A 15,247-nucleotide genomic window follows, 5' to 3' on the forward strand; every position below is an offset into this window, starting at 1 on the left:
GAAGACACGACGGTCTACGCCCTCCTTAACCAAGAAGCCCTAAAGCTCGCCGCGAGCGAGGGGCTGGCGGATGTTGCGTATCTCACGCGCCATCTTCATGTCCTCGACTTTCACCTAGGCAATCGCTCACCGTTTGCCGATCCTCATGCGCGGGGCGTGGTCGAGGGACTCTCGCTGGATAAATCTCTGGCGCAGGACACGCGGCTCTATGTTGCCACGGTGCAGGCCTTGGCCTACGGTACTCGCGCGATTATCGAAGCCGCCAACGCCCAAGGCTTTACGATCACTCAGATTGTAGCGACCGGTGGCGGCACAAAAAACCCGCTCTGGCTCCAGCAGCACGCCGATGCCTGCGGAATGCCCATCACACTGGGCAAAGAGTCCGAGTCCGTGCTGCTCGGCTCCGCGATTCTCGCCGCGCACGCCTCAGGCGACTACGCCAGTGTCACCGATGCGATGACGGCGATGGGCCGCGCGGGCGAGACGATCACGCCCAACCCGGCCACCCGCGCCTACCACGACCCCAAAAACGCCATCTGGCGCGAGCTCTACGACGCGCAAAAACGCCACCGTGGAATGATGGCTGCCCTCCTCCCCTAGCCCCCGGGTACCCTCTGGGTGCCAATCCTGGGAGGAGGGACTGAGGGAGGAGGGAATCTATGTTCACCGTTATAAAGCAGGAATTGATGTTGCGGCTACGGCAGGGAGCCACCTGGGGGCAGTTTCTCTTTATCCTCCTGGTTGCTGCCGCTGTGATGAGCAGCCAGCGCGGGGACTCCGACCTGGGGCGGGTTCACGCCAATGCGCCCCTACGGCTGGTGCAGTTTGCCGCTGGGTTCTGCCTGATCGCCGGGCCGATTGTGGCCGCCATTGCGGGCACCGGGATTCTGCGCGACTTTGAACTTCGAGTGCACGAGTTCTTCTTCACGTCGCGCCTAAAAGCCTGGCAGTATTTCTTCGGACGCTATCTGGGCAGCTTTATCCTGACCGGGGTGCTGTTTTTGGCACTGCCTCTGGGGTTCTGGATCGGAACCGTGATTCCGGGTGACTCAACCCACCTCGGCCCGTTTCGCCTCGCGCCCTATGCGTTTTCCTACTTCGTTTTTCTCTTGCCCAACCTACTGCTCACCAGTGCGCTTTTCTTTGTCGCCGGGGCACTCACTCGAAATCTCTTTGCCGTGTACTCTATGGGAGTGGGGCTCTTTGTGCTCTATCTGATCGGGGCGGGGCTTGCCACCGCCATCGGGAGCCGGGGGGCGGCGGCGATTCTCGACCCCTATGGCATGGCGCTTTTAACCACGGAAACACGCTACTGGTCACCGGCGCAGACCAACACCTCGCTGCCCTCGCTCGATGGCTTGCTGCTTCTCAACCGCGCCCTCTGGTCGGGGATTGGGCTGGGAGTGGTGGCTCTGGGAGGGCTTCTGTTTCGGTTCCGCGCCCTCGCGCCGCAGCTTCCTCGCCGAAGCGCTGGGGATAGAACGCCGCCGCCGCAGGGAGTCGTGCCTAAGCCCCATGCTCAGCCTCAGGCGTGGCGTAGCTTTCTGCACTTGGTGCGCTTCCACACCCGCTTCATCCTCTGTGCCTGGCCTTACTGGCTCTTTCTTGCCTTCGGGCTGATCGCCTTTGCGATGCTGGCCTCGAAAGAAGAGGGCTTCACGGGGACGCCCCTTCTGCCTACCAATAGCCATGTGCTCAAAGAAGTGAGCGACATGTACGGGGCGCTCTTTGTCTTTGTGGCGGCGATCTATGCGGGGGAGCTCTGCTGGCAGGATCGGATTCTGCGGGTCGCCCCGATTGTCGAGGCGCTGCCCCTCTCGCGCACCGTAGCGCTGCTGGCGCGCTTTGTGGCGCTCCAGTTTTCCTTGATCTTGGCAGGGATTTTCTACTCCGTTATCGGGATGCTCCAGCAGCGCGCCGGAGGCGTGGCTCCCGAGGGCAGTGCCTACCTGATGGGGATTTTTGGGATCACGGGAGTCTCGCTCTTTAGCTTCTCGGCGCTGGCGTTTCTGGTGCACAACCGCGTCCCCAATAAGTTTGTCGGGCACCTCGTGGTGGTGCTGATCGTGCTGGTTCCCACCGCCTTTACCGCGCTGGGCTGGGAGCACCCGCTGCTGGATTTAGGGACACTGGGCGATGCCTACTACTCCGATCTGGATGGCTTTAGCGCCTACCAGACGCAGCTTTTGGGGATGGGAGCGCACTGGCTCTTGGTGGCGTTTTGGATGCTCGCCCTTGCCCTCCCCAAGCGCCCGCAGAACCGTGGCGGAGTTGCACTGCTGACCGTACTTTGTGCGCTGAGCACGGGGCTGCTGCTCTATAACTTCCACGGCATTCATCGGTTCCAGAACGAGAATAGCCAGAGTCAAGCGCAGGCGGACTACGAGCGGACGTATCGAGCGAAGTGGCTAGAGCTGCCCCAGCCCAAGATGACGGCTGCCGATCTGGATGTGACTCTCTGGCCGGAGCGGCGCACGTTTCGCATTTCGGGGCGCTACACGCTCAAAAATAAATCAGACAAGCCCATCCCCGAGCTACTCCTGAGCTACGACAACGAGCTCGACCCTCAGAAAATTACCTTCGGGGCTCCTGCAACTCGCATCCAAGAAGACACTCGCCTTGGGATGCAGGTCTGGAAGCTCGCCACGCCGCTTGCACCCGGCCAGACCATGACCCTAGACTTTACGGTCGCCTGGGACAAACCGGGTTTTGCCGCCCGTGGCCCGCGCACCGATATCGCCGCCAATGGGAGCTTTCTCTCCAATCTTGCGCCACGGATCGGCTACCAGTCCGAGATGGAGCTGACGGATGCGGCGGAGCGTAAGAAGCAGAACTTGGGCGCATGGAAAGAGCTTCCCGAGCGCATTGGCAGCTACCAGACCTATATCGGCGGCGACTCGGACTGGGTGCAGCTGGCGATGACCGTGCGAACTGCGCCGGATCAGCTTGCACTCGCGCCGGGTAGGCTGACTCGGGAGTGGCAAGAAAACGGACGGCGCTGCTTCCGCTACGAGTCAAACCATGTTGTCCGCTACTTCTGGGCCGTGGTCTCGGGCAAGTACGCGACACAGAAAACGACTTATAAGGGCACGCCTATCACGGTCTACTACCATGCGGGGCATCCGTGGAACGTCAAGCGCATGCTGAGCGGTGCCAAGGACGCGCTGGCGTTCTGCTCCCAGACGTACGCGCCCTATCCCTTCTCCGAGCTACGGATTGTCGAGTTTCCCGCGCGGGGGGCAAGTATCGCTGCCCAGGCTTTTGCGGGAACAATCCCGTTTTCTGAGGCGGGGGGCTTTACGCTGAGTGTCGGCAAAGACGACTTCGACACTCCCTTCTATGTCACGGCGCATGAAGTGGCGCACCAGTGGTGGGCGCACCAGCTCACGGGAGCGAACCTGCCCGGCTCCGAGGTGCTCTCCGAGTCGCTTGCCGAGTACACCGCGCTCCGGGTGGCGGTCGAGGCGGGCAACGAGGCGGGCGAAGTCAACAAGCGTGCCGCCGATGCCTACTTGAAGGGCCGTGGCCAGGACCGTACGGAGGAGCAGCCCCTCATCTCCACGCGCCGTCAGCCCTATATCTGCTACCAGAAAGGTGGCCTCGCCTTCCACGAGCTACACTGGCTCGCCGGGGAGCACTTTGACAAGGTGCTCAGCAGCTACTTAAAAGTGCTGGCGTTCAAAGAGCCGCCGTACCCCACGGCAGCTAACTTGGTCGAGAACCTCAAGGTAAACTTGCCCGCCCATAAAACACGGATCACGGAGCTTTTTGAGAAGATCACGCTCTGTGATCTGAAAGTCGTCTCGGTCAAGAAAAAGCAGCTCAGCAAGAAGCGCTGGCGCACCGAGGTAGTCGTGACGGCCAAGAAAGTCTTCTCCGACGGTCAGGGCAACGAGACTCCTGCCCCCCTTCATGACATCGTCTTTGCGACACTCTGGACCGGTGAGGATGCCGTCACGCTCCGTGCCACGCTCCAGCAGCCCCGTCAGACCCTTGTCTTTGAAACGGAGTTCTCCCCCCGTCATATCACCGTCGATCCCGCCTACCACCTACTAGACCGGGAGCACGACGACAACACGCACTCTGTGGAGTAGCGGCCTCAGGTAAAATGCGCCCATGAATATCGTTCTGATCTTCGCCGACGATCTCGCGTATGCCGATGTGGGCTGCTTTGGGGCCAAAGACATTCGGACGCCCCACATTGACTCTCTGGCGCGCGACGGCGTGCGCTTTACGGACTTCTATGTCGCGCAGCCGGTGTGCTCAGCGAGCCGGGCGGCCTTGCTCTCAGGGTGCTACTCGGGGCGAGTGGGGATCCAGGGGGCGCTGGGACCGGGTGCGAAGATCGGGATTAGCGACAAAGAGACGCTCCTGCCGCAGGTGCTGAAGGCGAAGGGCTTTGCGACGGCGATGGTGGGCAAGTGGCACTTGGGGCACCTGCCGGAGTTCAACCCGACCCGCCACGGCTTCGACGAGTGGCTGGGACTGCCGTACTCCAACGACATGTGGCCCAATCACCCGGACACGCCCCGTGCCTACCCGCCACTGCCTCTTATGGACGGTGAAAAGCCCGTGCAGACCATCGAGAATATCGAGCAGATGGGCACGCTCATGCAGCGCTACACAGATCGCGCCGTGGGCTTTATCGAGAAGCACGCAAAACAGAAGACGCCGTTCTTTCTCTACTTCGCCCACGCCATGCCGCACGTCCCGCTGGCTCCCGGCAAGAAGTGGATTGGCCGTTCCAAGCGCGGCACGTTTGGCGATGTGATCGAGGAGCTCGACGACTCTGTGGGGCAGCTCTTGGCGGCGCTGAAACGAACGGGCGCAGAGCGCGACACGCTCGTGATCTTCACGTCGGACAACGGCCCCTGGCTCAGCTACGGCGAGCACGCCGGGAGCGCGGGGCCCCTGCGCGAGGGCAAGGGCACGTGCTGGGACGGCGGCATCCGCGTCCCGTTTGTGGCACGCCATCCGGGCAAGATTCAGAAGGGGAGCGTGATTTCTGAGCCCGCGATGACCATTGATCTCCTGCCCACAATTGCCAAGCTGACGGGAGCACCGCTGCCGAAAAACAAGCTAGACGGGAAGGACATCGGGCCTCTGCTCTCAGGCGACACGCGCGCCAAGAGCCCGCAGGAGGCGTACTTTTTCTACTACAACACCAACGAGCTCCAGGCCGTGCGCTCTGGGAAGTGGAAGGTCATGCTCCCGCAAAACTATCGCAGCCTCGGCCCCTACCCCGAGACCGCGCGGGGCGGCAAGCCCGTGAGCTATAAAATGGCCAAGATCACCCGCCCGCTGCTCTTTGATCTGGTCGCCGATCCGGGAGAGACCACCGACCTTGCTGCCCAACACCCCGAGATCCTCAAGCGCCTCCTTGCCCTCGCCGAAAAAGTCCGCGAAGACCTCGGCGACGGCCCTAACCGCATCGGGAAAGGCGTCCGCCCCGTCGGAAAAGCCGCCGGTTGAAAACGGCGTCTAAGCGCCTGCGGCTGAAATGTCGCTCCGCGACAGAGACTGTGCGAGTGCCGTAAGTGCATCGCACTCCGTTTGTATCGCCTTGGCGAGCGTCTTGCGTGCCTCATCATCGAATTGAGCGTGTTGGAGAGTCAGACGCTCGACATCTGCCAGGATTGCTATGCACCTTTCTCGAAGTGACGAGACAAGCTTGCGGTACGAGGGATCGTCGGCCAGCTTTCGGGAAGGGGCACCAAGCGACGGGAGAGTAAGCGTCACCGTGGTGCCTTTGCCTAGTCCCGCCGAATCAACCATGAACTGCCCCCCGTGCCAGCGAGCAAAAGCCCACTCCTCGTAGAAACTCGGCTCGGCTCGCCCGATAATCCGCTCATCACGGTTGTCTCTTTGCTCGGGAGCCTGGTGGGCGTTCAGGCGTTGGGAGATTTTTAGGAGGAACTCAGATGTCATTCCCAGCCCCTGATCCTGGATGGTAAACGCGAGTCCTCCCCCCACCGTGGTGACGACTATCAGGCGCACCTCACCACCCTCAGGCGAGTACTCTATCGCCCTATCCATAAACTCTCCGAGTACATCTACCAGTCCTTCCTCGTCGGTGAGAAAGGTCTCTGGGAGATTATCGCCGAGCTCTAGAGCAAAACGATGGGTTGGTTTCAGGTAGCGGGAGCGCAAGGCACGGTCGCGAACGGCTTCCACAACCGCTTGAAGCGATGTTGGTTCGGCATGAAAGCGCTCTGGGAACCGCTCAAGTCTAATAACCCGTAGAAAGTTCAGGATCTTGTCACATTCTTTGTCCATGATCTCCAAAAACTCCATGCGGTCGGAGTGTGCAAACATCGTCTCATCTTCGTCCATAAGCAACGTGGAGACAAAGCCCTTGATCGCGGTCACCGGGGTACGAAGCTCCAGCCACTGCGCCAGCCCTTCTGGTAGGCTCGCCGCCAGTGCCCGGTTCATCATCTGCGCGGCCTCGTCCTCTAGCACGAGCTTCTCGTGCTCCGCCCACCGCTGGAGCAAAAAGTGGGCTTCGTCGGAAAGGTCAATCGTGATCTGCGGCATGGTCTTTCTCCAGTTGCACTAGAAACGCCTGCATCTGCTCTAGCTCGGTGTGGACAAGCTGGGCAAAGTCGGCGTGGGTGCGAGCATCAAAGCGGTAGTGCTTGGTGGGAAAAGCGTCCAGTTCGGCGAGGAGCGCAGAGAGCTTGATGCGCCAGTGCCGTAGCTGGGTGATGTTATCCCTGAGCTGGGTATCGTCGAGCAGGGGATCGTAGGGAAGCCTGACGAAGACTGTAGAGCCTTTACCCAGCCCATCGGAGTGCGCCCAGAGCTGCCCTGCCATCAGCTTGACAAACATCTGGCACAAAAACGCTCCAATCCCTGCTCCTTTCAAACCGCGCGTTTCTGACTCCGGGGGGCGGCTAAACTTTTCCCCGAAAAGAGGAAGGAACTCTCGACTCATTCCGATGCCCTGATCGTGGATGGAAAAGAGAATGGTGTTGGAAGATTCGCGTTGCACTCTCAGCGTGACCGTTCCTCCCTCAGGTGAGAACTTGAGGGCATTGCCAATCAGGTTATGGAGAATCTGCTCCAGCTTGTCCTCATCGCAAGGAAACGCATCTGGAACATCGTCCACAAGCTCAAGGTAAAGCGCATGGTTAGGTTTGAAGTAGGTTGACCTTCGATCTATATCTACGATTTTTTCCAGCAGGGCACGGAGAGAGAAGATACTCACCGAAACCGGCGAAAAGGGAGAGTGCTGAAGCGTCCTATCTTCGATCTGAATGGCCAGGAGGTACTCAATGCTCTTACGAATGTGCTGAACCGAGAACTGCATATCCTGGGTATGGCGACGAAGTTGGGAAGCCGGGGTATTCGGTGGGAGACTCTCGATCTCCTGTTGAACAAAATCGATGATGTTGAAGTGACTGCGTAGATTGATGACATCGGGGATGGAGTCGTGGTTGGAGCAGAGCAGAGCGTATTGTAACATCACAGCTCCGTAATTCTCCACCTTTTCACCACGCCGGAGACCACGCTCCCTCAGCAGAGCTAAGGCTTCATCGGAAAGCTCAATCGTGATCTTTGCCATGGCAGGTCACCTACAAACAAAAACTCCCCTCCTCCCACGGCTCTTGGGAGGAGGGGCTGGGGGAGGAGGGAACGCTACCGTCCCCGGTCTTTGTAGCCCTTCCAGGCAAACTCCAGCGCTTGGGCTAGGGTCTGGCGCTCGACGCGGCCATCGCAGTGGCCGGACTCTTTGGAGAAGACAAACTGGTAGGGGTATTTCTTCGCCTTCAGCACCCTGGCGAAGCGGTCGTTGGCCATCACCCAGTTATGGAGCGTCTCCTCCGGGTCACGGAAGCGCAGGTCGTTCTCACTCACGTGCATCCAGATACGCAGCGGCTTACGCTTCTCTTTCGGAAGAATGCTCGCATGGTACTCCCAGGCACCACGCGGCGACTCGGGGTTCTTGGGCGACTGCTGATCCACATACGTCCCCGAGTAGCTAATCACGCGGTGGTAGAGCTCCGGGTGGAACCAGGCCATCGAGAACGCCGCCGCCGCGCCCGAGCTACAGCCCATCGTGGCGCGGGCATCCGGGTCTTTGCTAAACGTCACGCCGTAGTCGCGGGTCACGCGCGGCAGGATCACACTCTCAATGTACTCCGCGTACTTGCCGGAGACGGTGTCGTACTCCAGGCCGCGCTCACTGCCCTGCGCATCGCCGCCGCCGGAGCTGATAAAGACCACCACCATCGCCGGGAGCCGCTTCGCCGCGATCATGTTGTCTAAGATCGTCGGAAGCTCGCCGCGGCCCATGGCATCATGGGTCACGAGTAGCGGAGCAGGCTTGCCGGGCTGGTACTGCGCGGGGATGTAGACCCAGCAGCGCCGCTCGTAGGGCACGACCTCACCGGGCTTATTCTTCGCGATCCCCGGAAAGAGCGGGCTATCAGTGGACTTGACAATAAAGTCGGAGACCTTGCCCTTGGGCACATTGTCTTGCGCCGTCAGCTCCGGCGCATTGCTATACATCGGGGCGATCACATAGTTTCCCTCGCCTTTGTTGTAGCCGTAGGGTTGGAACTGGCTCAGGTCCATCGACCACGGAGCGCTTGCAGGTTGTTGTTGGCCCAGCAGGCCAAAGGCCAAAAGGCCGGTTAAAAGTACGTTGTTCATAGATTTGCTTTTTCACACGAGGAGTTTAAAACTCCTCGCTACTTCAGCGGGCGGCCCTTGATCGGCTTACCATTCGTGTCGAGGATCTGGAAGTGGTGAATCCCTGGTTTGGTGGTATCGCGGTGTGTCCAGACCACTTTCTTATCCGGAGTGATCTCTACCAGCTTGACCTCGTTGCCCTGCGCGTGGTGCGCGGTGACTACCGTGTTGCCATTGGGCAGGCGCTGGACACCGCAGCAGTCGTTGAAGGGGCGACCTTCCAGCTCGTCGTTGCTCACCGACCAGATGATTTTTCCTGCCTTATCGAACTCTACTGTCAGGTTTGCTATCGTGCAGCCCGTGAGCGTGTTGCCATTGTCGAGGCGAATCGCTGTGAAAGCCCAGCTCAGGAAGGCAGAGTTCTCCCAGTTGGGGGTCTTGGCCTCCCAGACAATCTCGCCCTTGGGCGTGTACTCGCGCACCATCTTGTCCAGAAGCTGGGGCACTAGGTAGTTGCCGTTTTTCAGCTTGCGGGTCATACGGGTCTGGAGGTGGTGGTCTTTGGTCTGCGCCTGGATCGGGACTTCTAGCTTGATCTCGCCGGACTTCTTATCAATCTCCAAGATACGCGGCTTGTTGCCCGCCTCGGTGCAGAGCAGGCGGCCCTTGCCGATGTCCTGCACCGTGTTCACCTCGGACTGTGTGCCCTTCCAGTCAAAGAGCACGTTGCCCTTCTTGTCCACCTCCGCGATCCCGCCACCGGGGTACTTGGCGCTTTTATTGAGAGCGAGAATAACATTGCCGTTGGGAAGCACCCAGCCATCGCGGGTCGCGTGAGGAAACTCCCAGAGAATCTGCCCGCTGCCAGAGCGGATGTAGGTCGCACCACCTGCAGCAAAGAAGGCGTGCGTGATTGGTTCTTGTCGCATATGGCATTTTAACACAAGCCTGCACGGTAAACGTGCAGGCTGTGGGGCGAGCAAGTCGCCGCGCCTTCGGCGGAAATTTACCGACGAGGCACGAGGAGGCGGCCAAAGGCCCCAAATCGTGACGATCTCCGTCCACGCTTTAAGTTACGACGTCGGTTTCTCCGTGCACTGCGGGGCCGCGCCCTCGGGGAGGGCGGGGACATCCACTCCGGCGCGGGGGAGCGTGCCCTCTAGCTCTTGCTTCCAGTGCGCGACATCGCCTGAAGGGCCATAAGCGTAGATCATCACCATCGGAGTGCTGCCGGTGTTGGTGAGCTGATGAAACACGGTGGGGGGGATGTAGACGCACTGGCCTGACGAAACGGCCTGTCGCTCCTCGCCCAGGCACATCTCGCCCTCGCCCTCGACGATAAAATACACTTCTTCTTGCTCCTGGTTGTGCCAGGGCACTTGGCCGCCATTTGGCTCTAGCATCACGTAGCCTAGGGCAAAGTTCTCGCACTGAATGGGAGAGGCCCCGCCCACGAGGTTACGGGTCCAGCGCTGCGCCGGGTAGCGACGACCGGCGATTTCGTTGAGATCGGCAATATTCATCTTGCAGAGAATACCCGATTCTGCATGGTATACTCACTCGTTGGGGGAGCGTTTGTCTTGTGGACGTGCTCCCTAAAATTTTGACCAAACGGAATTAAAATTATGAGTCAAGTGGAGTGGCGTACCTGGGGTGAAGAGGCGTTTGCGGAGGCCCGTGCGCAGGATAAGCCAATATTGCTTTCGATCACCGCAACCTGGTGTCAGTACTGCGCGGCAATGGACGAGAATACCTACGGCAACGAAGCCCTCGCCCAGTATATCAATGACAATGTGATCCCCGTTCGTGTGGACTCAGATAAGCGCCCCGATGTCAATGCCCGCTACACCCAAGGCGGCTGGCCCACGACCTGTGTGCTGACGGGTGAGGGCGATGTCCTCTGGGGCGGAACCAGTGTGCCACCCGATGGCATGGCGCAGCTCTTGCCTCAGGTGCTCAACTCCTACCGCCACGAGAAAGCTGGGATCGCGCAGCACGTCGCCGGGCTCCGTGAGCAGCTCCAGCAGCAGCACGCCGCGCCGCCCCTGGATCGCAACCTGCCCATTGACCCCAATATCCCCTTTGGCGTTCTTTTAGGCGCAAAGTTCGAGTTTGACTTTGCCTTTGGGGGCTTTGGCCACAACGGCCAGAAGTTCCCGCAGAACGAAGTGACCGAGCTGGTGATGGAGCAGTACTCCCGCACCGTTCGTATGGGACATCCCGATGCCGACCTGAAGCTGATCTTAGACCGCACGTTTAAGGGAATCGCGGAGGGGGGCTTGGTGGATGAGGGCAGTGGTGGCTTCTTCCGCTACGCCCAGACCCCCGACTGGCGCAACCCGCAGGTCGAGAAGCTGCTCGAAGACAACGCCGCGCTGGTGCGTCTCTTCTGCCGTGGCTACAGCCTGCTGGGGGACGAGTCGCTCAAGACGGCAGCGAAGAAGGGCCTTGACTATCTTCGCGCTCAGCTCTGGTTTGAGGATCTGGGAGTCTTTGGCGGCTCGCAGTTTGCCGATGGGGAGTACTACTCCCAGCCACTCGAAGAGCGCGCGGAGTGGAACCCGCCCGCCGTGGACGAGACCATTCTCGTGGGAGCCAATGCGGTGGCCGTTCGCGCTCTGGTGGCCTGGTGGCAGGTCACGGGCGAGGCCGAGGCACTGACCCAGGCCTGTCGCGTGTTGGACTACGTGCTGGAGCACTTGGTGGACGAGAACGGCTGCCCGACCCACTTCCAAGCCGCTGAGGGCGAAGACGTCGGCGAGATTCCTACGGGCATGCTCTCCGATGCCGCTGATTTAGTGGCGGCGGGGCTCGATCTCTACGAGGCAGGCCAGGGTGTGAAGTACTTAGACCGCGCCGAAGAGATCGCCAACTGGAGCCGTGGACACCTGGAGTCGCCCGAGACAGGGGGCCTCTACGATGCACCGGTTCGTCCTAGCTCCTTAGGCAACCTCAAAGTGGGAAGCCGCGATGTCGCCGACAACATGCTTTTTGCCGATTCGCTCCTGCGCTTGTTTCTCGCCACGGGTGAGACCGAGCACGCGCAGCTCGCACAGCGGATCTTGCAAGCCTTTCAGCCTGCCGCTCCCAACATGGGCTTCTTCGGAGCCAGCATGGCACTTGCTATTGAGCGTGCGGTGCTTCCCCCCGTTCTGGTGCATATCGTCGGTGCCGTGAGCGATCCTCGGACGCAGGCACTGCTTCAGGCGGCGCACAAAACCTACCGGTATGAGAAGTTCATCCAGCCCCTCGATCCGTCGAACGAGGATGATGCAACCCATATCGAGAACCTAGGCTACCCAACCCCGGAGCAACCGACCGCGCACATCATGGTCGCCACCGATGCGCTTGCGCCCACCGTGGATGCGGAAATTCTCATTGAGACAATCCAGAACGCTGCCCCAACCATGGCCGGAATGCCCGATCTCAGCGCCTTGATGGGAGAAGGCGACGAAGAAGCGTAACCGACGCGTCCCCAAAATAAAAAGCCCTCTCGCGATTTTTGCGAGAGGGCTTTTTGCTTTTGTTGTCGAACCCCTACAGTCAAGATGAAACGAAAGCTGGCGGGAATCCTCGCCCTGACCGGACTTGTCGCCGCAGCGGCGCTGGCACAGACCAAGCCTAAGCTGATGGCGGCACCCGACTTCAACCGCGAGGTGCGGCCGATCTTGGCCGATCACTGCCTCAAGTGTCACGGCCCCGACGATAAAAAGCGCGAGGCAGGCTTGCGGCTGGATCAGTCGCCGGGCACTGCGAAGCTCAAAGAGATGCTGGCTCGGATTGCCAAACCCAGCGGCAATGCGCTTCAGATGCCACCCGCGCACACCAACAAGCCGCTGAGTGCCACGCAAAAGAGCATTCTTCAGCGCTGGGTGGCCAGCGGTGCTAAGTACGAGAAGCACTGGGCGTTCGTGCCCCCCCTAACCCCCCCGCCGGGCGGGGGCAGGGGGGGGAATACTATTGACACACTCGTTTCTGCTCGCCTCAAGCCGCTAGGGCTGGCGCTCCAGCCGGAAGCCGATAAGTACACACTGATCCGTCGGGTGAGCTTGGATCTAATTGGGCTGCCACCGACGCTAGAAGAGACTGAGGCCTTTGTTAAAGACACGCGGCCCGATGCCTACGAAAAATTGGTGGACAGATTGCTGGCAAGCCCGCGCTATGGTGAGCGCTGGGCGCGTAAGTGGCTGGATCTGGCGCGCTATGCCGACACGAATGGCTACGAAAAAGACAAGCCGCGGACGGTCTGGCCGTGGCGGGACTGGGTGATAAAAGCTCTCAACGACGACATGCCTTTTGATCAGTTCACGATCAAGCAGCTCGCGGGGGACTTACTGCCCAATGCGACGCTTGACGACAAGATCGCGACGGGCTTTCACCGCAACACGATGCTCAACGAAGAGGGGGGCATTGACCCGCTAGAGTACCGCTACTACGCCATGGTGGACCGCATGGGCACAACGGGGGCAACTTGGCTGGGGCTGACGATCCAGTGTGCGCAGTGCCACACCCACAAGTACGACCCTATCACCCACAAAGAGTACTACCAGCTCATGGCGTTCTTAGACAACACCGAGGAGCCTGAGCTGGATGTGGTGACGCCTGAGCTGGCCAAAAAACGTGCCGAGGTTGAGAAGACGATCACGGAGCGTGAGGCCACGCTCGCCGAAAAATGGCCGATTGCTGTGCCGCTTCGCTGGGAGAAGACGCCTATGGAGGATGCCAAAGTTACCTCGGGGGCCAAGGCGGAAGTCCGACCCGATGGCGCGGTCTTTATCTCGGGCACCAACCCGGACAAGGATACCTACACGCTTACTCTGGTGGGTAGTGCCGAGCCTGTCTCTGCACTTCGCCTGGAAGCCCTCACCGATCCGACACTTGGGGCAACGGGGCCGGGACGCACGGCGCATGGGAACTTTGTGCTCACCGAGTTCGAGGTCAAGGCAGATGGCAAGCCGGTAAAGCTAGCACGCGGCGAGCACGACTTCGCACAAGAGGGCTTCTCGGCGCAGGCGGCACTCGATGGCAAGCCCAATACCGGCTGGGCGATCCATGCCGAGGGCAACTGGAATGTGAACCGGACCGCGACGTTTCATCTAGCCAAGCCACTCGCGGCGAAGAAGTGGACGGTCACCCTCAAGCAGGACTATGGCGGCCAGCACACGCTGGGGAAGTTCCGCCTGAGCCTGGGTACCGCTGGCACCGACTCAGATCCACGACCCATCGAGTCGCGCCGGAAAGAGGCCTTTGAGCGCGCCTTTGTGACCTGGAAGACCGCGCAGCAAGCCGCCGCCGTGCGCTGGGCGGTGGTCAAGCCCATCAAGGCAAGCTCAAACCTGCCGCTGCTCACGATCCAGCCCGATGGCGTTGTCTATGTGAGCGGCGATGGCACCAAGCGCGATGTCTACGAGGTTTCTTTGGCTAACCTGCCTCAGGGAGTTACTGCGGTGCGCCTCGAAGCCCTCCCCGACGACCGTCTGCCGAATCATGGACCTGGGCGTGTTGCCTACGAAGGCCCGCACGGGGACTTCCATCTGAGCACTCTGACCACTAGTGCGGGAAAGCTCGTTAAAGGAGTCTCCAATGTCGGCAATGCACAAAATGCGCTCGATACCAACCCGCAGACGGGCTGGAGTATCAATGGCTCCCAAGGCAAGCCCAGCGTGGCCGTCTTTGCATTCGACAAGCCGCTCGAAACAAACGCACTCGCACTCTCGATGGTCTTTGAGCAGTACTACACTGCCGGACTGGGCAAGTTCCGCCTCTCGGTAACCACGGATGCCCCCCCCGCCCCCACCCGCGAAGCGGGACTCCAATCCGCCTTCGGCGGTGGGGGAGCTTTTCTTGCACTGCTTCCCACGCTGGAAGACGCGCTGGCACGCAACGACGAGGCGGCGCTCCGTACTCAGTTTGTCCGCGTCGCCCCCGAGCTCGCCAGTGCCCGCACTGAGCTGGAGGCCCTCCGTAGAACCCTCCCGCACCCCCCGACGACTCTTGTCTGTATCGAGCGCCCCAAGGAGAACCCCCGCGCCACGTTCATCCACAACCGCGGCGAGTTCCTCCAGCCCACCGAGAGAGTAACCGTGGGAATCCCCTCCTCCCTCAGTCCCTCCTCCCAAGCTTGGGAGAAGGGAAGGGGAGGAGGGGATCGGTTGGCCTTTGCCCGCTGGCTGGTGAGTTCCCAGAACCCGCTCACGGCGCGGGTGATTGTCAACCGGGCCTGGGCGGCGTTCTTTGGCAAGGGGATCGTCAAGACCACCGAGGACTTTGGCTATCAAGGCACGCCTCCCACCCATCCCGAGCTACTGGATAACCTCGCGGTGGAGTTTATACAAAGTGGCTGGAGCCAGAAGAAGCTCCACAAGCGCATCGTGATGGCAGCGACCTACCGGCAGTCGTCAAAAATCACGCCCCAAGCACTCGCGAAAGACCCGGAGAACAAGCTGCTCTCACGTGGCCCCCGCGTGCGCCTCGATGCTGAGCAGGCGCGCGATCATGCGCTCACCGCCAGTGGCCTGCTCTCCTCCAAGATAGGTGGCCCTAGCGTCTTCCCGCCGCAGCCGCCCAGTGTCACCACCGAGGGAGCCTACGGAGCCTTGGCTTGGAATGT

10 protein-coding genes are annotated in these 15,247 nt (G+C 60.6%); 5 read left to right on the top strand and 5 right to left on the bottom strand.

The genetic code is table 11. The features are described 5' to 3' along the window. The 3 genes from AC1XOS_RS10920 to AC1XOS_RS10930 all read left to right on the top strand — a co-directional run. The coding region (locus AC1XOS_RS10920) for an FGGY-family carbohydrate kinase (protein ID WP_481962249.1) at positions 1-600 on the top strand (600 nt) is incomplete at its 5' end. 59 nt (positions 601-659) lie between these two features. Then, positions 660-4,094: a hypothetical protein gene (locus AC1XOS_RS10925; protein WP_481962250.1), complete on the top strand. Its 3,435-nt coding sequence runs from the start codon at positions 660-662 to the stop codon at positions 4,092-4,094. Positions 4,095-4,116: 22 nt separating this feature from the next. Continuing rightward, positions 4,117-5,472 (top strand): sulfatase family protein, encoded by a 1,356-nt coding sequence (locus AC1XOS_RS10930; protein WP_481962251.1) that lies wholly within the window; start codon positions 4,117-4,119, stop codon positions 5,470-5,472. 9 nt (positions 5,473-5,481) lie between these two features. On the opposite strand, the gene AC1XOS_RS10935 is transcribed toward AC1XOS_RS10930, so the two are convergent. The 5 genes from AC1XOS_RS10935 to AC1XOS_RS10955 all read right to left on the bottom strand — a co-directional run bounded on the left by AC1XOS_RS10935 (position 5,482) and on the right by AC1XOS_RS10955 (position 10,160). Further along, complete coding sequence (locus tag AC1XOS_RS10935) at positions 5,482-6,537, bottom strand: sensor histidine kinase (protein WP_481962252.1); 1,056 nt, start codon at positions 6,535-6,537, stop codon at positions 5,482-5,484. Then, positions 6,518-7,468, bottom strand: a complete 951-nt coding sequence (locus AC1XOS_RS10940; protein ID WP_481962258.1) for a sensor histidine kinase — start codon at positions 7,466-7,468, stop codon at positions 6,518-6,520. Before AC1XOS_RS10940 ends, AC1XOS_RS10935 begins: the two co-directional genes overlap by 20 nt. Positions 7,469-7,641: 173 nt before the next feature. Beyond that, positions 7,642-8,658, bottom strand: a complete 1,017-nt coding sequence (locus AC1XOS_RS10945; RefSeq protein ID WP_481962253.1) for an alpha/beta hydrolase — start codon at positions 8,656-8,658, stop codon at positions 7,642-7,644. A gap of 38 nt (positions 8,659-8,696) precedes the next feature. Beyond that, the gene (locus tag AC1XOS_RS10950) at positions 8,697-9,566 is read right to left on the bottom strand and encodes a hypothetical protein (protein ID WP_481962254.1); all 870 of its coding nucleotides are present in this window, start codon (positions 9,564-9,566) and stop codon (positions 8,697-8,699) included. Positions 9,567-9,710: 144 nt separating this feature from the next. Further along, the gene (locus AC1XOS_RS10955; protein WP_481962255.1) at positions 9,711-10,160 is read right to left on the bottom strand and encodes a dimethylsulfonioproprionate lyase family protein; all 450 of its coding nucleotides are present in this window, start codon (positions 10,158-10,160) and stop codon (positions 9,711-9,713) included. Between the two features lie 102 nt (positions 10,161-10,262). On the opposite strand from AC1XOS_RS10955, the gene AC1XOS_RS10960 reads away from it, so the two are divergent. Beyond that, positions 10,263-12,101 carry a thioredoxin domain-containing protein gene (locus AC1XOS_RS10960; RefSeq protein ID WP_481962256.1) on the top strand — a complete coding sequence of 613 codons (1,839 nt, stop codon included), beginning with the start codon at positions 10,263-10,265 and terminating at the stop codon, positions 12,099-12,101. Between the two features lie 84 nt (positions 12,102-12,185). Next, on the top strand, positions 12,186-15,247 hold a 3,062-nt coding region (locus AC1XOS_RS10965), incomplete at its 3' end, for a PSD1 and planctomycete cytochrome C domain-containing protein (protein ID WP_481962257.1).

The organism is Armatimonas sp. (genome assembly GCF_964826245.1).